We start from the raw sequence: 21,771 nt of genomic DNA, 5'->3' as shown, positions 1-21,771 counted from the left end.
GCACGCATCGTAATGACGATCCACCGGCAAGGAAGTTACTCCCCTTTGCAGGTAACAAAATATGTCAGACCAGTGATTTCGTCAATGGTCTGCACCGTTTCATTACACAGCTTTACGCGATAGCTTCTGCGCCCACGCCATCTGCAGGGAAGACTACGCCGGTTTGACGGCGGATCTCGGTTTGCAGTTTCGCCGTGGTGCGGCTGACCGCCAGCCCAGGGTGATTCACTTCGTTGTCTTCCACCAGACGGGCGAAGACCTCTGCCTCATAGAGCATAGTGTTAATATGCTGAGGCTGCGTCAGCTCCTGCGCTTTGCCGCCGCGTGGGACAATGCTCAGCTTCTGACACTCGGAAATCTTCTCGATAACCAGTGAGCCCGCTTCGCCCTGAATTTCGCTGGGCAGAACGGAATCACTCACCTTGGAGTGCTGCAGCGTAACGCTGAAATCACCGTAATCCAGCACCACGATGCCGTGCGCATCCACACCGCTTTCCAGCAGGCTGGCCGTGGCGGTGACGCCGTGCGGCTCGCCCCACAGCGCCACGGCAGAGGCCAGACAGTAAAAACCGATGTCCATAATCGAGCCGTTAGAGAAGGCCGGGTTAAAGGTGTTCGGGTTTTCACCGTCCAGATAACGCTGATAGCGCGACGAGTACTGGCAGTAATTAATAAACGCTTTACGCACTTTGCCAATCTTCGGCAGAGACTGCTGTAACAGCAGGAAGTTTGGCAGGCTGGCGGTTTTGAACGCTTCGAACAGCACCACCTGATTGTCGCGGGCAAGCTGAATCGCGGCTTCCACTTCCTGAATGTTCGAGGCCAGCGGCTTCTCGCAAATCACATGTTTTTTATGGCTAAGAAACAGCGACGTTTGCGGAAAGTGCAGGGAGTTTGGGCTGGCGATGTAGACCGCGTCAATGGCGTCACTTTGCGCCATCTCATCGAGCGACGTGAACAGATGTTCAACCAGATAGTCGTTCGCGAAACTCTGCGCCTGCTCCAGGCTGCGGGAATAGACTGCGGTGAGCTTAAATTTGCCGGTTTCATGGGCGGCGTCGACGAACTGGCGGGTGATCCAGTTCGTGCCAATAACTGCGAAACGTATCATAAACGTTTACGTACTCCGTAGCAGGGAACCTTTAGCCACTGTAGCACGTGATTATTGCAAAACCAGTGCGCTACTGCGCATTACTCTTTAACGATAAATGCGTAAGCCATAAACGGGTATCGAACTCCAGCTGGTGGTACTGCGGCTCCATATGGCAGCACAGGGAGTAGAAGGCCTTGTCGTGCTCTTTTTCCTTCAGGTGTGCCAGCTCATGCACCACGATCATCCGCAAGAACGCTTCCGGCGCGTGACGAAACACGGTAGCAACGCGGATCTCCGCTTTCGCTTTGAGCTTGCCGCCCTGAACACGGGAAACGGCAGTGTGCAGGCCGAGCGCGTTTTTCAGCACATGGATCTTGTTGTCGTACATCACCTTATTGATGGGTGGCGCGCTCTTCAGATAGGTGTTTTTCAGATCCTGGGTATACTGCCAGAGCGCCTTATCGGTCGCGAAGTCATGCGTACCCGGATATCGTTTTTCCAGCACCGCGCCCAGCTTTTGCTCGGCAATTAAGCTGCGAACCTGAGAAAGTAAGTTCTCCGGGTAGCCCTGGAGATAAGTTAGTTGGTTCATCAACGCCCCAATTTGACAATAAAACGGGTATACTCACGCACCCTTTTCAGGGATAACGCCGAAATTTTACCATTCAGGAGGGCCGATGAGCCACTTAGACAACGGTTTCCGTTCACTCAACCTTAAACGTTTCCCGGAAACGGACGACGTTAACCCGCTTCAGGCGTGGGAAGCGGCGGATGAATATCTGCTGCAACAGTTGGATGACACTGAAATCAGCGGCCCGGTTTTGATCCTGAATGACGCGTTTGGCGCGCTGGGCTGTGCTCTGGCAGCACACACGCCTTACAGCATCGGTGATTCCTACTTGAGCGAGCTGGCGACGCGGGAAAACCTGCGCCACAACGACATCGACGAATCCAGCGTTAAGTTCCTCGACAGCACCGCGGACTACCCGCAGGCGCCGGGCGTGGTGCTGATCAAAGTGCCAAAAACAATGGCGCTGCTGGAACAACAATTGCGCGCACTGCGCAACGTCGTTACCCCACAAACGCGTATTATCGCGGGGGCCAAGGCGCGTGATATTCATACCTCAACGCTGGAATTGTTCGAGAAAGTGCTCGGCCCAACCACCACGACGCTGGCCTGGAAAAAAGCGCGTCTCATTAACTGTACTTTCAGTGCCCCGGAACTGGCCGACGCGCCAGAAACCCTGAGCTGGACGCTGGAAGGCACTGACTGGACAATCCACAACCACGCGAACGTCTTCTCCCGCACCGGCCTTGATATCGGGGCGCGTTTCTTTATTGAAAATCTGCCGGATAACCTGGAAGGCGAAATCGTCGATCTGGGCTGTGGTAACGGTGTGATTGGCCTGACGCTGCTGGCGAAGAACCCTGACGCGAGCGTTGTATTTAGTGATGAGTCGCCGATGGCGGTGGCCTCCAGTCGTCTGAACGTTGAAACCAACATGCCGGACGCGCTGGATCGCTGCGAGTTTATGATTAATAACGCGCTGTCGGGCGTTGAGCCGTTCCGCTTTAATGCCGTGTTCTGTAATCCCCCGTTCCACCAGAAACACGCCCTGACGGATAACGTCGCCTGGGAGATGTTCCACCATGCACGCCGCTGCCTGAAAATTAACGGCGAGCTGTATATCGTGGCGAACCGTCACCTGGACTACTTCCACAAGCTGAAGAAGATCTTCGGTAACTGCACCACGGTTGCCACCAACAACAAGTTCGTGGTGCTGAAATCCGTCAAGCTGGGTCGCCGCCGCTAACGCGGGGCGCTGAGTTTACACCGGCCTGCCTCGCGTGCAGGCCCGGTGAGCGTTGCGTCACTCAGAGACTCAATGCCAGCGTTGTGCCCTGCGCAATGGCGCGTCGCGCATCCAGCTCCATCGCCACGTCGCATCCGCCGATCAGGTGCACCGTTTTTCCCGCCTCACGCAGCGGATCCACCAGATCGCGCTTCGGCTCCTGACCCGCACATAAAATCACATGATCCACCTGCAGCAGCTGCGGCTCACCGCCGATCAGCACGTGCAGCCCCGCGTCATCGATCTTCTGATAGCTCACCGACGGTATCATCTTCACCCCGCGAGAGAGCAGGGTTGCGCGATGGATCCAGCCCGTGGTTTTGCCCAGGCCTTCACCGGGTTTGCTGGCTTTACGCTGCAGCATGACGATCTGACGCGGGCTTTTCGGCAGCTGGGGTCCTTCCGGTCGCAAGCCGCCGGACTGGTTAAGGCTGGTGTCGATACCCCATTCCACGCAGAAGTCGGCAATGTTCTGGCTGGTGGGTTCGCCCGGCTGACTTAAGTACATCGCGGTATCGAACCCGATCCCGCCGCAGCCGATGATCGCCACTTTTGCCCCCACCGGCGCTTTGTCACGCAAAACGTCCAGATAGCTCAGGACTTTCGGATGATCGATGCCCTCGATCGCAGGCCTGCGTGGTGCGATCCCGCTTGCCAGGATCACCTCATCGTACTCCATTACATCCACCGGGTTTACAAACTGGTTGAGGCGCAGATCCACGCCCGTCAGGTCGATCATTCGGCGGTAATAGCGCAGGGTTTCGTAAAATTCTTCTTTGCCCGGGATCTGTTTGGCGATATTGAACTGCCCGCCAATCTCAGCGGCGGCATCGAACAACGTCACGCTGTGGCCGCGCGAGGCGGCATTCACCGCAAACGCCAGACCCGCCGGGCCGGCACCGACCACGGCCAGGCGTTTTTTATGCACCGCCGGGAAAATCGGCATTTTGGTTTCGTGGCAGGCGCGGGGGTTGACCAGACACGAAGTGACCTTGCCAACAAAAATCTGATCCAGACAGGCCTGATTACAGCCGATGCAGGTGTTAATCTCATCTGCACGCCCGCTCTGCGCTTTGGAAAGCAGCTCGGCATCTGCAAGGAACGGACGCGCCATGGAGACCATGTCGGCATCACCGGCGGCGATCACATTTTCCGCCACCTGAGGGTCGTTAATGCGGTTAGTGGTCACCAGCGGGACAGACACTTTCCCTTTCAGCTTGCGCGTGACCCAGCTGAACGCCGCGCGTGGCACCGGCGTGGCGATGGTCGGAATACGCGCCTCGTGCCAGCCGATGCCGGTATTGATGATGGTCGCGCCGGCGGCTTCAATCGCCTGCGCCAGCTGCACGGTTTCGTCGAACGTCCCGCCGCCTTCCACCAGGTCGAGCATCGACAGGCGGTAGATAATAATAAAATCCGCCCCGGCACGTTCACGCACGGCGCGCACCACTTCCACTGCAAAGCGCATGCGGCGCGCGTAGTCGCCACCCCACTCATCGTCGCGCTGGTTAGTGCGGGCCGCGAGGAATTCGTTGATCAGGTAGCCTTCCGAGCCCATCACCTCAACACCGTCATAGCCCGCTTCACGCGCCAGTGCCGCACAGCGGGAGAAGTCGTCAATCAGCGTCAGGATCTCATCGTGGCTGAGGGCATGGGGCGTAAAGCGGTTAATCGGGGCCTGAATGGCCGACGGTGCGACCAGATTCGGTTGATAGCTGTAACGCCCGGTGTGCAGGATCTGCAGGGCAATTTTCCCGCCCTCCCGGTGAACGGCGTCAGTGACCACGCGATGATGCGGCAGCTGGCTGGCGTCGTTCAGCACCGCACCGCCTTCCATCCCCACGCCAGAAGGCGCAGGGGCCACCCCGCCGGTAACAATCAGCGCCACCCCGTGACGTGCACGCTCGGCATAGAAGGCCGCCAGACGTTCGGCCCCGTCCGGATGTTCTTCAAGCCCGGTATGCATTGAGCCCATCAGCACGCGGTTTTTAAGGGTGGTGAACCCCAGATCGAGGGGGGCAAATAACGACGGGTAGTGGCTCATAGTCTCTTCCAGTGTAAAATTATTGTTATGTGGTCGGATGAGTTACTAATTTAGCCAGCGATGAGTAAAAGGGAAAAGGGGAATGCGGCGATTGTGATGGGATTCAAATATTGGTGTGGTCTGATGCCCTCTCCCTGAGGGAGAGGGGGCGTTATAGCTCTCAGGGAGAGGGGGCACGCACTAAACCCGGTGCCTGCCACATCGATGTCGTCAGTCCGCTGTCCACCAGCCCAAGCTGGTCGGCATAAACGGCCTGCCACTTCTGCATCATACCGTCGTACAACTCCCGGTGCGCCGGGTTTGGCGTGAACTCGCGGCTCCATTTCACCAGCCGTTCGCCTGTCGCCGCCATATCCGAAAACAGCCCGGCTCCCGTTCCGGCAGCAATCGCGCAGCCCAGCGCTGTCGCCTCTTTCACTTGCGGGACACGCACCGGCAAACCGGTCACGTCGCTTAAAATCTGGCTCCACAACGTGCCTTTCGAGCCACCGCCTGCAAACACCAGACCGTCGAACGTTACCCCTGAGAACCGTGAAATCTGCGTCAGGTTACACGCCGAGACAATCGCCGCGTTCTCTTCCAGCGCACGGAACAGCGTGGCTTTGTTGCATTTTTCCGGGTCGATGGAGAGGTTAATAAACGACGGCGCGGCGTGATACCACTGCTTGAAGTGCATAGCATCTGAGAAGATCGGCATAACACCGTGTGAACCGGCAGGCACGCGGCTGGCCATCTCCTCAAGCAGGGAGTAAGTGTCCATTCCCATCCGCTCCGCGATGAGTTTCTCTTCCGCGCAGAAGGCGTCACGGAACCAGCGCATGGTCAGGCCGGTAAAGAAGCTGATCGACTCCGCCTGCGCCATGCCGGGGATCACATGCGGATTCACGCGGATGTTCATCTCCGGGTCGGTGCGTACCTGCGGCAGGTTGACCACCTGCTGCCAGAAGGTACCACCCAGCACGGCCGTTTGCCCGGCCCGCACGACGCCTAACCCAAGACAGCCAAGCTGCACGTCGCCACCGCCCATCACCACCGGCGTGCCTTCGCGCAGGCCGCTCTGCTGTGCGGCATCTTTGGTGATCGCACCGAGCACGGTGCCGGTCTCCTTCACCGGAGAGAGGATATCGGCACGCAGCCCGGCCATGTCGAGCAGCGCCGGACGCCAGTCACGGGAGAAGAGATCCAGCATACCGGTAGTCCCGGCATTGGACGGATCAACGGCCAGCTCGCCGGACAGTTTTGCCGCCAGCCAGTCGCTTATCATGGTGATCGTGGCGGCTTTGCGATAGATGTCCGGACGATGGTGCGCCAGCCACAGCAGGCGCGGCATGGCGCTCAGGGCCAGGGTCTGGCCGGAGACGTCATACACTTCGGATTCAAAACGGTAGTCGTGGATCTCTTTGAGTTCGGCTACCTCGCGGCTGGCGCGGGCATCGACGTTGGCGCACGCCCAGATGGCGTCGCCGTTGCGGTCATACAGCACGATCCCCTCGCGCATTGAGCAGCAGGCCACGGACTGGATATCCGCTGCGCTCAGGCGGGCGCGCTCCAGCGCCTGATGAATACACTGGCAGGTGAGTCGCCAGTTAATGTCGAGATCAAACTCCATCGAGCCCGGCACATTCTCCACGCTCAGGTGTTTCCACTCGGCCTGGCCAACGGCAACCTGGTTGCCCTGCAAATCGAAAATTACGGCGCGAACGCTGCCTGTCCCTGCATCTAACGCTAAAAGGTAACTCATGAGCATGCCTCGTGTCAGGCGCAGGACAGGCTCTTAGCTCGCCAGAGCCAGCACCGCGCGGGCTGTCGTCTCCTCCGTCACCAGGCCATTAATACGGCGGCCTTTGAGTGCGGCATAAATCGCATCGGCTTTCTCTTCACCTCCGGCCACGCCAACGATGGTGGGCAACTGCGCCAGTTCATCGAGCGTGACGCCCAGCAATTCCCGGTGGATCTCCAGCTCGTGCACGCATTCCCCTTCGGCGTTCAGGAAATAGCCGAGGATATCGCCCACCGCCCCTTTGCGGGCGTACATCAGCTGTTCACCTTCGCTGATATAGCCGGAGCGCAATATGGTGGCGTCCCGGCGCTGGTTCACCGAACCAATGCCTACCACCGCCACATCGGCCGCGGCGGCGGCGAGGATCACGTCCCGCACGCTGGATTCACGTTTTAGGATCCCGGCCACTTCGGCGGAGGAAACGCGAAGCGGGGCGGGGATCATGCTGACGCTGCAGGCGGCATCAAGCTGACCGATGCCCGTCATATACGGCCCAACGCCGCCGGAGAGCGTCACCAGGCGGATCTGCTGCGAGCTGATAAAACCGCTTAAGTGCTGCAGGCTGCTCATGGTGGTTTCACCAAATCCCACCGCCAGCAGCTGGCCGGGCTCCAGCACACCCATCAGCGATTGCGCTGCGCCAATGCCCAGCCGGACATTCATGGGCGGGGTATTCAGGGCCGGCAACACGCGAACCAGCTTGAGCCCGAAGCGTTGCTGCAGCTCGGTTTCCAGCGCCAGACACCCCTCATAGCGGGAGTTGATCTGCACGCGGATCACCCCGGACTGGCGTCCTTTCTCCAGCAGACGCGAGATCTTCAGGCGCGGCAGTCCGAGCCGCTCGCCGATGTCGTTCTGGGTTAATCCGTCGTGGTAGTAGCACCAGGCGACGCGGGCAACCAGCTCTTCTTCCGCCAGCGCCAGCCCGGCAAAACGACCTTCTTCCGCAGTGCGTTTATCGCTCATAATTGAACTCTTATAAAAATTTAGATCATATGTTCGTGATCGCGCAGAAAGAAAGTGTGAACCACGCGACAAAACAGATCTTTTAGATTGATTTGTGTCTGTGTGGATCTTAATCGATAAATTTGTGATCCCTGCACGGTTCTAAATATAGTTCACCGTCTACGCTTTTGAACATTATTAAATCTAAAAATCATTTGTTCAATAGCGGAGCGATAATGACGCCACTTATCGAAGCACGTGATATCAGCAAGCAGTTCTCCGGCGTACCGGTCCTGAAAGGTATTCATTTCACGCTGCTTGCGGGTCAGGTGCATGCGCTGATGGGCGGTAACGGCGCGGGAAAATCAACGCTGATGAAAATCATCGCCGGGGTGGAAACGCCGGACAGCGGTGAACTTTCGGTTGACGGCCACGCGTTTGCGCGGCTTTCGCCCGCGCAGGCCCACAGGCTGGGGATTTATCTGGTGCCGCAGGAACCCCTGCTTTTCCCCAACCTGACGGTGCGGGAAAACATCCTTTTCCGCCTGCCGCGTGAGGCCGGTATGGGGGAACGGCTGGCGGAGAAACTCCAGCAGCTGCAGTGTCAGCTCAATCTTGATGCCACCGCCAGCACCCTTGAAGTGGCGGATCAACAGATGGTGGAGATCCTGCGCGGCCTGATGCGTAACGCGAAGATCCTGATCCTTGATGAACCCACGGCGTCGCTCACCCCGGGGGAAACCGAACGGCTGTTCCGCCAGATCCGTGCGTTGCAGGCGCTGGGCGTCGGCATTGTTTTTATCTCGCACAAATTACCGGAGATCCGCCAGCTGGCGAGCCACGTCTCGGTAATGCGCGACGGCGCGATTGTGCTCAGCGGTGAAACTGCACAGTTCGACGATAACGCCCTGATTGCCGCCATGACGCCGGTGAGCCGCGAAAAAGGATTAAGTGATGCACAAAAACTGTGGCTGGCGCTGCCGGGCAATCGCCGCACGCAGCCGCAGGATTTCCCGGTGCTGCGGGTGGAAGAGCTTACCGGTGAGGGGTTTATCGATCTCAGCATGGAAATCTTTGCCGGGGAAATAGTTGGCCTCGCCGGGCTGGTCGGCTCCGGGCGCACCGAGTTTGCGGAAACGCTGTATGGGCTGCGACCGGTGCGCGGTGGGCGAGTCTGGCTGGAAAATCAGGAAATAACCGGCGAACCCGTGGCGGCACGGCTGGAGAAAGGGCTGGTCTACCTGCCAGAGGACCGACAGGTTTCCGGCTTGTTCCTGGATGCGCCGATTCGCTGGAACACCGTGGCGCTGAATGAGCCCTCGGTCTGGCAGCAGCGCAAACGGGAGTCGGCGGTGGTGGAGCGCTATCACCGGGCGCTGGGGATCAAGCTTAACCATGCGGATCAAACCGTGCGCACGCTCTCCGGCGGCAACCAGCAGAAGGTGTTGCTGGCTCGCTGTCTGGAGGCGAACCCGCTGCTGTTGATCGTCGATGAACCGACACGCGGAGTGGATGTGTCGGCGCGGGCCGATATCTATCAGCTCATCAAAAGCGTGGCGGCGCAGAACGTGGCGGTGCTGATGATCTCAAGCGATCTGGATGAGTTCCCCGGGCTTGCCGATCGCGTGCTGGTGATGCACCAGGGCGTGCTCAGCGGCGAGCTGTCCCGGCACGCGGTCAGTCTCGACAGAATGATGGCGCTGGCATTCGGAGGGCAGTCATGAAGACCTTACTGAAAAATCGCGAACTGAGTGCGTTCATCGCCATTCTGGCGTTGTTCGCGGTGCTGGTGGGGCTCAATCCGGCCTATTTCAGCCTGCAAACGCTGGGGATGATCTTCGCCAGTTCGCAAATCCTGATCCTGCTGGCGCTCGGCGCCGCGCTGGTGATGTTGACCCGCAATATTGATGTTTCCGTCGGCTCTACCGTCGGGCTGTCTGCCATTGCCGTGGGGGTGGCCCTGAACAGCGGCTACACCCTGCCGGTATCGATCCTCTTTGCGCTGTCGATTGGCGCACTGGCGGGAGCATTTAACGGTTTTCTGGTGGTGGGGCTGCGTATTCCGGCAATTGTGGCCACCCTCGGCACGCTGGGCCTCTATCGCGGGGCGATGCTGCTGTGGACGGGAGGAAAGTGGATTGAAGGGCTACCGCCGAGCCTGAAATCGCTCTCTGAACCTGCCGCTATGGGTATTTCACCGCTCGGAATGGGCGTGGTGTTTTTAGCCGCGGTCGGCGCATGGACGTTGTCGCGCACCGCCTTCGGACGCGATTTCTACGCCGTGGGCGATAACCTTACCGCCGCACGCCAGCTGGGCGTGGCGGTGAACCGGACGCGAATGATCGCTTTTACGCTGAACGGCATGCTGGCCGCGTGTGCGGGGATTGTCTTCGCTTCGCAGATTGGCTTTGTACCAAACCAGACCGGCAGCGGGCTGGAGATGAAAGCCATTGCCGCCTGCGTACTCGGGGGGATCTCTCTGCTGGGCGGTACCGGGACGCTTATTGGCGCCTTACTGGGGGCTTTTTTCCTGACTCAAATCGACACCGTGCTGGTGCTGTTCAGGCTGCCCGCGTGGTGGAATGACTTTATCGCCGGGTTGGTGTTGCTCGGTGTGCTGGTGCTCGACGGGCGCTTGCGCCAGGCGCTGGCCCGGCATCAGCGGGCACTCAAGTACAGCCGCTTCCAGCCCGGTAACAAAGGGGGGAAGCATGTCACCCCGTTTACGAAACACAAAAAAGAGGTGGCGTAAATGAAGCTTAACTGGGAAAGCGCGCTGCTGATATTACTGGTGCTGGAAATCCTGCTCTTTGGGGCCATCAATCCGCGCATGCTCGATATCAACATGCTGCTGTTCAGCACCAGTGATTTTATCTGCATTGGCATTGTGGCGCTGCCGCTCACCCTGGTGATCATCAGCGGCGGCATTGATATTTCTCTCGGTTCGACCATCGGCCTGTGTGCCATCGCGCTGGGAGTGATGATGCAGGCGGGCTGGCCGATGGCGCTGGCCATACCGTTGACGCTGCTGCTCGGCCTGCTGTGCGGTCTGGTCAACGCTGCGCTGATCCACTACACCGGCATCAGCCCACTGGTTATCACCCTCGGCACGCTCTATCTCTACGGCGGTGGCGCACTGCTGCTCTCCGGCATGGCGGGGGCGACCGGTTACGAAGGCATCGGTGGCTTCCCCGACAGCTTTACCGCGTTCGCTAACCTCACATTCCTGGGGTTGCCAATCCCGCTGGTGCTGTTCGCCGTGATTACCGTCTTCTTCTGGCTGATTACCCATCGCGGACGCTTTGGCCGCCATCTGTTTTTGATTGGGCAGAACCCGCGCGCGGCGCGCTATGCGGCGCTCTCGGTCAACGGGATGCCCTACGCCCTGTATGGCCTGGTGGGCGTTGCTTCGGCCATTGCTGCGCTGGTGATGGTCTCCTATTTCGGTTCGGCGCGTTCGGATTTGGGACGCGATTTACTGATGCCTGCACTGACCGCAGCGGTCCTCGGCGGCGCTAATATCTATGGCGGTTCGGGGTCGGTAATCGGTACGGCCCTGGCGGCGCTGCTGGTGGGGTATCTGCAGCAGGGTTTACAGATGGTCGGCATCCCCAACCAGGTGTCGAGCGCGCTGTCAGGGGCGCTGTTGGTTGTGGTGGTGATGGGACGTTCACTGAGTTTGCACCGTGAATGGGTGCACTCTCTCCTCACAAAACATACCCGGAGCGTAAGATGAAAACAAAACTGATAGTCCTGGCGATGGCACTCAGCTTCGCGTCGGCACAGGCCGCGGACCGCATCGCCTTTATCCCCAAGCTGGTGGGCGTTGGCTTCTTTACCAGCGGCGGCAATGGCGCGAAAGAGGCGGGTAAAGATCTCGGCGTGGACGTCACCTACGACGGCCCGACCGAGCCCAGCGTCTCAGGCCAGGTGCAGCTTATCAACAACTTCGTTAACCAGGGCTATAACGCCATTATCGTTTCGGCGGTGTCGCCGGATGGCCTCTGCCCGGCGCTGAAGCGCGCGATGCAGCGTGGCGTCAAAGTACTGACCTGGGACTCCGACACCAAACCGGAATGCCGCAGCATCTACATCAACCAGGGCACCCCGGCGCAGCTTGGCGGCCTGCTGGTCGACATGGCCGGTAAACAGGTCACCAAACCGAATGCCAAAGTGGCGTTCTTTTACTCCAGCCCGACCGTTACCGACCAGAACCAGTGGGTGAAAGAGGCGAAGGCCAAAATCGAGAAAGATCATCCGCAGTGGCAGGTCGTGACCACGCAGTTTGGCTATAACGATGCCACCAAATCGCTACAAACCGCCGAGGGGATCTTAAAAGCGTATCCGGATCTGGATGCGATCATCGCCCCGGATGCCAACGCCCTGCCGGCGGCGGCGCAGGCGGCGGAAAACCTGAAGCGAGAAGGGGTGGCAATTGTCGGCTTCAGCACGCCTAACGTGATGCGTCCGTACGTAGAGCGCGGCACGGTGAAAGCCTTCGGCCTGTGGGATGTGGTGCAACAGGGCAAAATTGCGGTCAATGTCGCCGATCGGTTGTTGAAAAAAGGCGATCTTAACGTTGGCGACAGCGTGGACGTGAAAGATATCGGTACGCTGAAGGTCGAGCCGAACAGCGTGCAGGGCTACCAGTATGAAGCGAAGGGCAACGGCATTGTGCTGCTGCCGGAGCGGGTGGTGTTTACCAAAGAGAACATCAACAAATACGATTTCTGACGGGGGAGCAAATGGCTGATTTAGACGACATCAAAGACGGCAAAGATTTTGGCATCGGCACACCGCAGCAGAACGTGCCGTTTACCCTGAAGGGATGCGGCTCGCTGGACTGGGGAATGCAGTCCAGGCTGGCGCGCATCTTCAACCCAAAAAGCAACCGCACGGTGATGCTGGCCTTTGATCACGGCTATTTCCAGGGACCGACGACCGGCCTTGAGCGTATCGATCTCTCTATCGCCCCGCTGTTTGGGGAAACCGACGTGCTGATGTGCACCCGCGGTATTTTGCGCAGCCAGGTGCCTGTCGCCACCAATAAACCCGTCGTGTTGCGCGCCTCTGGCGGCAATTCGATTTTAGGAGAACTTTCCAACGAGTGCGTGGCGGTGGCGATGGAAGATGCGCTGCGCCTGAACGTCTGCGCGGTGGCGGCGCAGGTGTACATCGGCAGTGAGTTTGAACATCAGTCGATCAACAACATCATCAAACTGGTGGATGCCGGTGCGCGCTATGGCATGCCGACCCTGGCGGTAACGGGCGTTGGCAAAGAGATGGCGCGCGACGCGCGGTATTTCTCGCTTGCCAGTCGTATCGCGGCCGAGATGGGGGCGCAGTTCGTCAAAACCTATTATGTCGACGAAGGGTTTGAAAAAGTAACCGCCAGCTGCCCGGTGCCGATCGTGATTGCCGGAGGCAAAAAGCTGCCGGAGCACGACGCGCTGGAGATGTGCTGGCGGGCGATTGACCAGGGGGCGTCCGGGGTGGACATGGGCCGCAATATCTTCCAGTCCAGTGCCCCGCTGGCCATGCTGAAAGCGGTGAAAAAAGTGGTACATGAGAACATGAGCGCGCGGGACGCGTTCCAGTTCTGGCAGGAAGAGAAACAGGGAGAAGCAAAATGAACGTGACATTAGTGGAAATCAACATCAAACCCGAGCGTGTCGATGAGTTTCTGGAGGTGTTTCGCGCTAACCACGAAGGGGCGATTCAGGAGCCGGGCAATCTGCGCTTTGATGTTTTACAGGATCCGCGCGTGAAAACCCGGTTCTTTATCTACGAGGCCTACAAGGATGAAGAGGCGGTGCTGGCGCACAAGAAAACCCCGCACTATCTGGCCTGCGTGGATAAGCTTGAGGACCTGATGTCAGAGCCGCGCAAAAAACGCAGTTTTGTCGGGTTGTTGCCGGAGTAACAGACCGCCGGGTAGCGCTTACGCTAGCCCGGCGATGCTCAGGCGAGGGCCAGTTCCGCCAGGATCGCCGCCAGCGTTTCGCGCGGTTTCCCGCTCAGCGACGCAAGCGGGAACGGCAGTGCAGGCGCGGCCACTTTCCCTGACATTTCTGCTGCTGCGGCCATCACCCGCAAACTGCCGTACTGGCGGAACAGCGCCCACAGCGGTGCCAGCCGGTCAGAGGCTGCGGTGTCTTTGGCTCGTGCAATCGCCAGTGCCGTCTGCGGATACAGCCCTGCGATAACCGAATACCAGACATCAAACCCGGCCTGCAGGGCTGACGCCGCCCGCCAGTCGCCGCTGATGCCCAGGGTGACGTTTTCAGGAAGACGGGCGCGCATGTGGGCGATATCGTCCGGTATGCGCCCGAGCTTGACGGATTTGACGTTCGGTAGCGCCGCCACGGCATACAGCAAATCGTCGTTAAACTCGAACCCGGTGGTGGCCGGGTTGTCGTAAATGCACAGCGGAACAGAGATCCGGTGGGTCACCGTCTCATACAGGGTAAACACTTCCTCTGCCGTCAGGCGCTGGTACGACACGGGGGCCAGTAACACCCCGCGGGCGCCAGCGCTTTGCGCCTCATCCGCCAGACGGAGAATATCGTCGAGGCGAAGCGCGCCAATACTTACGCTCACCGGGATGTTGTCGGCATGCGCCACGGCACAGCGGGTGATATGCGTGCGCTCTTCAGGCGTCAGATACGCGTAACTGCCCGTCGAACCGAGGATCCCCAGCGAATCGACACCGGCATCCACCAGCGGGCGCAGCAACTGCACAAACGCCTGCTCATCAAATTTCCCCTCTCGCAATGGCGTCAGAGGGAATGCGCTTAACCCGTGAAACATCCGCTTATCCTTTTAGAGTTCAATCAGTTGAAGGTGAGCAGTGGAGCCCGGCATCAGCCGCTGCAGGTTGCTGACTAACTCATCGCCAGCCTCCTGCAACGCCGATAACGGCATCGACGGCAGACTTTCGAGAATAAACCACATGTGTTGCGCCTGGCTATCGAGACGTGTACGCACGCCCTGGCGCCAGTTCCAGCGACGGCAGGTGACGCCGATATCATCGCGCCAGATAACTTCGCCCGCATCCGGGTATTCGATAACCGGCTGGCCCTCTTTCAGGGTATCAAACGGTTCATTACCTTCGGCAAGCGTCAGACGCGGTGCGCCTGCATAAGCGGCAAGGTTCTCACCCCCGACGGGAATGGCGTAACGAATGCTGATGGCATTGTAAATATCGACCACTGGATCGAGCGGGGGCAGTGCGCCCTCTTTCAGCACTCGCTTACGCAGGGCCGATGCCGAGCAGGGCGTGCGTTTCGGTTTCGCACCAAACGCTCTGAACACGTCATCCCAGGCGCTGAGGTGCGCTTCCGCCCAGGCGACATCATCAGTGAGGACCTGCTGGCAGGCCTGTGCCAGCGCGGCAGAGGCCACATCCGGCTGGGTTATCGGAGTGGCTTTAACCAGAATGCTCAGCGCCCGAAAGCCGGGGGCAATCCCGGCAAGACGCGGGTCTATTGACGGCGTAACGAGAGACATAAATAATCCTGTATTGACTGTTTTATACTATGGTAGTGACCAATGACTGATAAAGTCAATATAATGACCGATTCGGGTGCCGATATCGCCCAGGTAAGCCTGGCCGTCGCCACCCGCATTCGCAACTGGCGCAAAGAGAAAAAACTGTCGCTGGATGAGCTTTCACGCCGCGCCAGCGTCAGCAAAGGCATGCTGGTGGAGATTGAAAAAGGGGCGGCGAATCCCAGCATTGCCATTCTCTGCAAGCTGGCTGCCGCGCTGGGCGTTTCGGTGGCGGATATCGTTAACGTCTCCAGCGAGCCGCGGGTGCACGTCATAGAAGAAGCGGCGATCCCGGTTTTGTGGCAGGGCCCACAGGGCGGATATGCCCGGCTGCTCGCGGGCACGTCTGGCCCGGATATGATTGAACTCTGGCAGTGGGTGATGCATCCGGGGGAGCGTTTTACCTCGCCGGGGCATCCGGCGGGAACGTTTGAGCTGCTGCATGTTACTGAGGGAGGATTGACCCTGACGGTGGAAGAGACGGTGACGCAGGTGGCGGCAGGCGCTTCGGCGGTGGCGAAAACGGAAGCGGCACACGGCTACGCGAATGAGGGCGAAAATGTGTTGCGGTTTACCATGACGGTGGCGGAGTTTCACCGCTAAAAATACCCCCTCCGTCAGGAGGGGGAGGGGATATCACGCTTCTTCCACGCTTACCCGCAGGGCTGCCAGCGCTTTACGCGCCGCTTTCAGCACCTGCTCACACTGTTCAACCGTCAGCGTCAGCGGCGGTTCAATGCGAATGGTCTTCGAGTTGTTGAGCGTTCCGGCAACCAGGACCCGCTGGCGGAACATCTCGCTCGCGAAGCTGTAGCCGATTTCGTTGTCGACAAACTCAATGGCCATCAGCAACCCTTTACCCCGCGCATCCTGCACCAGATCCGGATATTCCCGGCCCAGCTGGCGGAAACCGTCCAGCAGCATATCGCCTTTCTGTTCCGCCTGTGCAGGCAGGTTTTGATCCAGCAGCACGTTGATGGTCGCCAGCGCGGCCGCGCAGGCCAGCGGGTTACCGCCAAACGTCGTGGTGTGCAGGAACGGGTTGTCGAACAGCACCGAGAAGACCTCTTCGGTCGCCACCGTCGCGCCAATCGGCATCACGCCGCCGCCCAGCGCTTTTGCCAGACAGAGAATGTCCGGCTGGACGTTCTCATGCTCGCAGGCAAACATCTTGCCCGTACGCCCCATCCCGGTTTGGACTTCGTCGAGGATCAGCAGTGCGCCAAACTCATCGCACAACTGACGCACGGCAGGCAGATAGCCCTGCGGGGGCAGGATCACGCCGCCCTCACCCTGAATAGGCTCCAGGATCACCGCAGCCACGTCGTCGCCGGTTTTACGGCATTCGCTCAGCATGGTGCGCATAGCGCTAATGTCACCAAACGGCACGTGGCGGAAGCCCGGCAGCAGCGGCATAAACGGTTTGCGGAAGGTAGATTTGGCGGTAGCCGACAGTGCGCCCAGGGATTTTCCGTGGAACGCGCCGCTGGTGGCGATAAACGTGAATTTGCCGCGCGGCGACTGGTACGCTTTGGCGAGTTTAATCGCCGCTTCGACCGATTCCGTGCCGCTGTTGCTAAAGAAGCTGTACTTCAGTTTGCCGGGCGTTAAGGCCGCGAGCGTTTTCGCGAGCATAGCGCGAAGTGGATCGAGCAGTTCCTGGCTATGGAGAGGTTGTTTCGCAAGTTGATTCTGTACGGCGGAAACCACAACTGGATTACGGTGCCCCACGTTGAAAATTCCAAAACCACCCAGGCAATCTATAAACTCCTGTCCCTGGGTGTCGACAAGCGTATTAAGACTTCCCGCTTGCCACTCTACGGCTCCGTAATCCCCGCCGGCGGTAACAGATTTGCGATACTCCAAAAACCCTGGATTGACATGCTCTTTAAAGTAATCGATGACCTCTCGGTTAAGTTGTTTCATCTCCTCATGATCAAGCGTTCGCTTCTCAATGAGATTCAGTGCGTGCGCGGTACAGGCAAGAGCCGAGGCGCTGGAAGGTAACCTGTTCAAAATGTGCTCCCGGGGATCGCGTATCACATGATACTGGATTAAGTATTGCAGGGATTACGCCACTTCAGATGCCTTAACGAAAATCAGGATAAACACCAGGTTAACATTATGTTGCGCAAAATTTAATCATGCCGATATAACCGATACGGGATTTAGCGGTACGGCGGAAAAGGCCTGGGGAGGTGCGAACAAGAGGCCATTGCACTTAAAGAGTGCAGACGCTGCGACTTAAGTGGGCGTTAACGCGTCATACTCTGCAGGTAATTTCTCTACGAAAGTATTTGAAATCAATGAATTATAAAATCTCACAAAAAGTGCGGTTTAAGTGAAATCTGCGATCTCTATCAACTTTAACAACTAAAGATAAATTCTATACCGCCGAAAAAACATTAATCCACAAAATTAACATTCAAATAACCTGCAAGGGATGCTCACGATGTCCGCTCCAACCTTTGTCACCCAGAATGAATATCCTCTGGACGATGACACCACCTTAATGTCGACCACCGATATCCACAGTTACCTGACCCACGCCAACGACACCTTTGTGCAGGTGAGTGGCTATCAGCTTGATGAGCTGATGGGCCAGCCGCACAATCTGGTACGCCACCCCGATATGCCAAAAGCGGCGTTTGCCGATATGTGGTACACCCTGCAAAAGGGCGAGCCGTGGAGCGGCATTGTCAAAAACCGACGTAAAAATGGCGACCACTACTGGGTGCGCGCCAATGCGGTGCCGATGGTGCGTCACGGGCAGGTGACGGGCTATATGTCGATTCGCACCAAAGCCACGGCAGAAGAGATTGCTGGCGTGGAGCCGCTCTATCGGGATCTGAATGACGGGCGCTGCAAGAAACGTATTCATAAAGGACTGGTGGTAAGGAAAGGCTGGCTGGGGAAACTTCCGGCAATGCCGCTGCGCTGGCGTGTGCGCAGCGTGATGGCGGGGCTGTTTGCGGTGCTGGCTGCCACGCTGGTGGCCACCTCCGCGGGTGCGTACCCGCTGGCTGCCGCCGCGGTAGTCATGCTGCTGGGCACGCTGCTGTTTGAGCAGCAGATTGTTCGTCCGATCGAAAACGTGGCGCGTCAGGCGCTGAAAGTCGCCACCGGCGAGCGCAACAGCGTGCAGCACCTGAACCGCAGCGACGAGCTGGGGTTGACCCTGCGTGCGGTAGGGCAGCTGGGGCTGATGTGCCGCTGGTTGATTAACGATGTGTCAAGCCAGGTGGTGAGCGTGCGTGATGGCAGCGACAGGCTGGCAAAGGGGAATGAAGATCTGAACGATCGGACGCGTCAGACCGTGGCCAATGTGCAGCAGACCGTGGCGACAATGAACCAGATGGCCGCCTCCGTGCAGAGTAATTCAGAAACCGCCGCCGAAGTGGACAAGCTGTCAGTGGCCGCCAGCAGCGCGGCGACCAAAGGCGGAAACGCGATGCAGACGGTGGTGAAAACCATGGATGACATCGCGGATAGCACGCAGCGGATTGGCTCGATTACCTCCCTTATTAACGACATCGCGTTTCAGACCAATATTCTGGCGCTGAATGCGGCGGTGGAGGCGGCAAGAGCCGGTGAGCAGGGGAAAGGCTTTGCGGTTGTCGCCGGCGAAGTGCGCCATCTCGCCAGCCGTAGCGCCAGTGCAGCCAACGATATTCGCAAGCTGATTGATGCCAGCGCCAGCAAGGTGCAGTCCGGCTCTGATCAGGTTCATACCGCCGGTCGTACAATGGATGATATCGTCGAGCAGGTGAAAAACGTGACGCAGCTTATCGCGCAGATCAGCCACTCCACCTCTGAACAGGCTACCGGCTTGTCAGAGCTCACCCGTGCGGTGGCCGAGCTGGACAGCATTACGCAGAAAAATGCCGATCTGGTTGAGGAAAGTGCCCACATATCCGCAATGGTGAAGCATCGCGCCGGGCGTCTTAAGGATGCGGTAACCGTGCTCCATTGAGCCAGTAAGGTTCCAGAAAGCCGTTTATTTCATCAGGAATAAGCGGCTTTATTTTTTCTGAATGTAATTATTAATGTCTTTTATTGTTAACTTTATATTAAGTAACTAAAGAAAGCACATCAGATATTTACCCCAGCCTAAGTCCGTTTTCCCCGATGCTATTTTGAAAATGCCTCATCAGAGGGTGACGTAACGATCGATTTACGAATATTAATAGTCTAGACCTATCCATTGTCGTGGTTGTGAAATAAAAAAACGATCAAAGTCATAAAGTTAGAGGTTTCGTTACCGATAACGGTGATCGTCTGAGAAATAATCACATCGATGGAGAAAATATGTTCTTACATGACGTAAAGATCGGCACGAAATTATTTCTGGCGTTTGGATTCTTTATTGTCCTGATGGTGGTCAGTGCGAGTTTATCCTTGCTAAGCCTGAACCGGGCGAACAACGGAATGCAATCCATCATTACCCGTGATTATCCGACCACGGTAAAAGCGAACCAGTTAATCGACAACTTCCAGGAATTTATTGGCACTCAGCAGCTGATGTTACTGGATGAACAGGGAACGTATACAGCGCAGTCACAGCAGCGTCTAAAAGCGATCAGCGAACAGATTACGGTGATCCTCGGCGAGCTGAATACTGCGCTGCAGGATCCAGAATCACAGCGGGTTCTTGCTGAGATACGCGGCGTGCGTCAGCAGTATCTGGACTCGCGTTATCGCATTTTGCAGGCGGTGCAGAATAACGATCGGGCGGGCGCTATTCAGGAGATGATGACCAACACCCTGAAGCTACAGCAGGCCTATAAAGCCAACGTGCAGGCGCTGATCGCGATTCAGAACCAGGAAATGCAAAGCGCAGGAGTGCAGGTCGAGGGCGATTTCAAATCGAACCGCCTGCTGCTGATCCTGATCACGCTCTTTAGCGTCGCGACCGGCAGCCTGATTGGCTGGTTTATCGTGCGCTCAATCACGCGTCCGCTGGGCCAGGCGGTGGATTTTGCAAAAGCCATTGCTGAAGGCGATCTGACCGGCAGCATCACGCCGCACGGTAAAGACGAAACCGGCCTGCTGCTGCATGCGCTGATGGAGATGAAAACGCGTCTGCTGGGCATTGTGCAGCAGGTCCAGACCGGTTCGGAGAATATCTCGAGTGCCGCCGCGCAGATTGTCGCGGGGAACCAGGATCTTGCCGCGCGCACCGAAGAGCAGGCCAGCTCTGTTGAACAGACCGCCGCCTCGATGGAGCAGATCACGGCGACGGTAAAAAACACCGCCTCACACACCGGAGAAGCAACTCACCTCTCGGCGGACGCCGCCATGGTGGTCAAAAACAACGGCGAGATGATGAAGCAGGTCACCAGCAAAATGCGCCTGATTAACGAGACCTCTAACCGGATGTCCGACATCATCGACCTGATCGATGCCATCGCTTTCCAGACCAACATTCTGGCGCTGAACGCGGCGGTGGAAGCGGCACGTGCGGGCGAGCACGGTCGTGGTTTTGCGGTGGTGGCGGGCGAAGTGCGTCAGCTTGCGCAGAAGAGTGCGTCATCCGCCAGTGAAATTCGTCAGCTGATCGAAAGTTCTACCAGCCAGACGCAGGACGGGATGAACCTGGTCGAGAAAGCGAGCGAGTTGATTAACGGTATGGTCGGCAACGTGGAAGAGATGGATGTCATTCTGCGTGAGATCCGCCAGGCCAGCCATGAGCAGACGGAAGGGATCTCGCAGATTAACAGCGCGATCGGCCTGATTGATGCCACCACGCAGCAGAACTCCGCCCTGGTGGAGGAGTCTGTCGCGGCAGCAGCGTCCCTGAACGAACAGGCGATGCACCTAAAAGACCTTGTCCGCGTCTTCCGCGTGAGCGATCGCGTACTGGCTTAATCCAGCTGGGAGATCTCCAGCGCTGCGCGGTCGATCACGCCGATGATCTGCTTAAGCTGCGCATCGCTGAGTTCGCCCTGGTTCACCTTCAGGTCTAACACCGCTTTGAAGTTATCCAGAGCCCGCTTCATTTGCGGGTTTTTTCTCAGCTGGAAGCCGACAGAGCGCGCTTTGATACGCGCCTGAATTTGCGCCAGCTGCTCCTGATTTTCATCCAGCCACTGCTGACCGGCCACGGTAATCGCAATTCTCTTGCGGCCATTCTCTTCTTCGGTGATGGTGATATAGGTCTGATCCTGAAGGTAATCGAGGGTCGGGTAGATAACGCCAGGGCTTGGGGTGTAATTCCCCTGCGTCATGTTCTCGATCGCCTTGATCAACTCGTAGCCATGGCTCGCGTTGTGGGTCAGGATATCCAGTATCACCAGACGCAGATCGCCGTGACCAAAAAAGCGTGGTCGGCGTCCGCCGCCGTCGTGTTCGTTTCGCATACTCATCCCTTCAAATTGATATATCTAAACTATATCTTAGATATATTCAGATGCAATCTAAAAGATCTTGCATTCTTGCTGATTAGCAATCATTATCATTTAAAATTGATTTAGATATATCGTATTCACCTGAGAAGGGTCTCACC

General features: G+C 57.9%; 19 protein-coding genes. 10 read left to right on the top strand and 9 right to left on the bottom strand.

Annotated features, from left to right (window positions below):
• Positions 1 to 112: 112 nt before the first annotated feature.
• Together ACN9MQ_RS19560 and ACN9MQ_RS19555 are read right to left on the bottom strand one after the other, a co-directional pair.
• A complete protein-coding gene (locus tag ACN9MQ_RS19560) occupies positions 113 to 1,111 on the bottom strand; it encodes a Gfo/Idh/MocA family protein (protein ID WP_014171720.1) in 999 nt (332 codons plus the stop codon).
• Positions 1,112 to 1,181: 70 nt separating this feature from the next.
• Entirely contained in the window at positions 1,182 to 1,685 is a 504-nt protein-coding gene (locus ACN9MQ_RS19555) for a YgjP-like metallopeptidase domain-containing protein (protein ID WP_025202954.1), read from the bottom strand.
• A gap of 85 nt (positions 1,686 to 1,770) precedes the next feature.
• Between ACN9MQ_RS19555 and rlmG the strand changes: the two genes are divergently transcribed.
• Positions 1,771 to 2,907 carry a 23S rRNA (guanine(1835)-N(2))-methyltransferase RlmG gene (gene rlmG, locus ACN9MQ_RS19550; protein WP_073396339.1) on the top strand — a complete coding sequence of 379 codons (1,137 nt, stop codon included), beginning with the start codon at positions 1,771 to 1,773 and terminating at the stop codon, positions 2,905 to 2,907.
• Between the two features lie 61 nt (positions 2,908 to 2,968).
• Here the strand turns inward: rlmG and ACN9MQ_RS19545 are convergent, their stop codons facing one another.
• The 3 genes from ACN9MQ_RS19545 to lsrR all read right to left on the bottom strand — a co-directional run bounded on the left by ACN9MQ_RS19545 (position 2,969) and on the right by lsrR (position 7,736).
• Entirely contained in the window at positions 2,969 to 4,990 is a 2,022-nt protein-coding gene (locus ACN9MQ_RS19545; protein ID WP_073396341.1) for an NADPH-dependent 2,4-dienoyl-CoA reductase, read from the bottom strand.
• 160 nt (positions 4,991 to 5,150) lie between these two features.
• The gene (gene lsrK / locus ACN9MQ_RS19540) at positions 5,151 to 6,731 is read right to left on the bottom strand and encodes an autoinducer-2 kinase (protein WP_073396343.1); all 1,581 of its coding nucleotides are present in this window, start codon (positions 6,729 to 6,731) and stop codon (positions 5,151 to 5,153) included.
• Positions 6,732 to 6,764: 33 nt separating this feature from the next.
• Complete coding sequence (gene lsrR, locus ACN9MQ_RS19535; protein ID WP_020883581.1) at positions 6,765 to 7,736, bottom strand: transcriptional regulator LsrR; 972 nt, start codon at positions 7,734 to 7,736, stop codon at positions 6,765 to 6,767.
• A gap of 215 nt (positions 7,737 to 7,951) precedes the next feature.
• Between lsrR and lsrA the strand changes: the two genes are divergently transcribed.
• Genes lsrA through lsrG form a run of 6 tightly spaced genes read left to right on the top strand, consistent with a single transcriptional unit; the run spans position 7,952 to position 13,638 of the window.
• Complete coding sequence (gene lsrA, locus ACN9MQ_RS19530) at positions 7,952 to 9,439, top strand: autoinducer 2 ABC transporter ATP-binding protein LsrA (protein WP_073396344.1); 1,488 nt, start codon at positions 7,952 to 7,954, stop codon at positions 9,437 to 9,439.
• Positions 9,436 to 10,467 carry an autoinducer 2 ABC transporter permease LsrC gene (gene lsrC / locus ACN9MQ_RS19525; protein WP_014171713.1) on the top strand — a complete coding sequence of 344 codons (1,032 nt, stop codon included), beginning with the start codon at positions 9,436 to 9,438 and terminating at the stop codon, positions 10,465 to 10,467. The genes lsrA and lsrC overlap by 4 nt, the downstream gene beginning before the upstream one ends.
• A complete protein-coding gene (gene lsrD, locus ACN9MQ_RS19520; protein ID WP_073396346.1) occupies positions 10,468 to 11,451 on the top strand; it encodes an autoinducer 2 ABC transporter permease LsrD in 984 nt (327 codons plus the stop codon). It begins immediately after the preceding gene.
• Entirely contained in the window at positions 11,448 to 12,449 is a 1,002-nt protein-coding gene (gene lsrB / locus ACN9MQ_RS19515; RefSeq protein WP_025202959.1) for an autoinducer 2 ABC transporter substrate-binding protein LsrB, read from the top strand. The genes lsrD and lsrB overlap by 4 nt, the downstream gene beginning before the upstream one ends.
• Positions 12,450 to 12,460: 11 nt before the next feature.
• Positions 12,461 to 13,348 carry a 3-hydroxy-5-phosphonooxypentane-2,4-dione thiolase gene (gene lsrF / locus ACN9MQ_RS19510; RefSeq protein WP_014171710.1) on the top strand — a complete coding sequence of 296 codons (888 nt, stop codon included), beginning with the start codon at positions 12,461 to 12,463 and terminating at the stop codon, positions 13,346 to 13,348.
• A complete protein-coding gene (gene lsrG, locus ACN9MQ_RS19505; protein ID WP_063214104.1) occupies positions 13,345 to 13,638 on the top strand; it encodes a (4S)-4-hydroxy-5-phosphonooxypentane-2,3-dione isomerase in 294 nt (97 codons plus the stop codon). Before lsrF ends, lsrG begins: the two co-directional genes overlap by 4 nt.
• A 38-nt stretch (positions 13,639 to 13,676) precedes the next feature.
• Here the strand turns inward: lsrG and ACN9MQ_RS19500 are convergent, their stop codons facing one another.
• Both ACN9MQ_RS19500 and ACN9MQ_RS19495 read right to left on the bottom strand, forming a co-directional pair.
• Complete coding sequence (locus tag ACN9MQ_RS19500; RefSeq protein ID WP_040018788.1) at positions 13,677 to 14,525, bottom strand: dihydrodipicolinate synthase family protein; 849 nt, start codon at positions 14,523 to 14,525, stop codon at positions 13,677 to 13,679.
• A 12-nt stretch (positions 14,526 to 14,537) separates the two neighbouring features.
• A complete protein-coding gene (locus tag ACN9MQ_RS19495) occupies positions 14,538 to 15,224 on the bottom strand; it encodes a B3/B4 domain-containing protein (RefSeq protein WP_073396347.1) in 687 nt (228 codons plus the stop codon).
• A 42-nt stretch (positions 15,225 to 15,266) separates the two neighbouring features.
• Between ACN9MQ_RS19495 and ACN9MQ_RS19490 the strand changes: the two genes are divergently transcribed.
• Positions 15,267 to 15,869 (top strand): helix-turn-helix domain-containing protein, encoded by a 603-nt coding sequence (locus ACN9MQ_RS19490; protein ID WP_020883589.1) that lies wholly within the window; start codon positions 15,267 to 15,269, stop codon positions 15,867 to 15,869.
• A gap of 33 nt (positions 15,870 to 15,902) precedes the next feature.
• Here the strand turns inward: ACN9MQ_RS19490 and ygjG are convergent, their stop codons facing one another.
• The gene (gene ygjG, locus ACN9MQ_RS19485) at positions 15,903 to 17,282 is read right to left on the bottom strand and encodes a putrescine aminotransferase (RefSeq protein WP_020883590.1); all 1,380 of its coding nucleotides are present in this window, start codon (positions 17,280 to 17,282) and stop codon (positions 15,903 to 15,905) included.
• Between the two features lie 436 nt (positions 17,283 to 17,718).
• Here ygjG and ACN9MQ_RS19480 point away from each other — a divergent pair, with 436 nt between their 5' ends.
• Both ACN9MQ_RS19480 and ACN9MQ_RS19475 read left to right on the top strand, forming a co-directional pair.
• Positions 17,719 to 19,239 (top strand): methyl-accepting chemotaxis protein, encoded by a 1,521-nt coding sequence (locus ACN9MQ_RS19480; protein WP_426021145.1) that lies wholly within the window; start codon positions 17,719 to 17,721, stop codon positions 19,237 to 19,239.
• A gap of 335 nt (positions 19,240 to 19,574) precedes the next feature.
• Entirely contained in the window at positions 19,575 to 21,134 is a 1,560-nt protein-coding gene (locus ACN9MQ_RS19475; RefSeq protein WP_063934251.1) for a methyl-accepting chemotaxis protein, read from the top strand.
• Here ACN9MQ_RS19475 and ACN9MQ_RS19470 read toward each other — a convergent pair.
• On the bottom strand, positions 21,131 to 21,625 hold the full coding sequence (locus ACN9MQ_RS19470) for a PadR family transcriptional regulator (protein WP_032679005.1): 495 nt from the start codon (positions 21,623 to 21,625) through the stop codon (positions 21,131 to 21,133). The two genes, ACN9MQ_RS19475 and ACN9MQ_RS19470, sit on opposite strands and share 4 nt — an antisense overlap.
• Positions 21,626 to 21,771: the final 146 nt, after the last annotated feature.

Origin of the sequence: Enterobacter sp. R-25 (assembly GCF_049913205.1) — a bacterium.
In the GTDB taxonomy this organism is placed as follows: Bacteria; Pseudomonadota; Gammaproteobacteria; order Enterobacterales; family Enterobacteriaceae; genus Enterobacter; species Enterobacter ludwigii.
The sequence above is the reverse complement of the archived record's forward strand: the minus strand, read 5'-3'. Positions and strand labels throughout refer to the sequence as shown.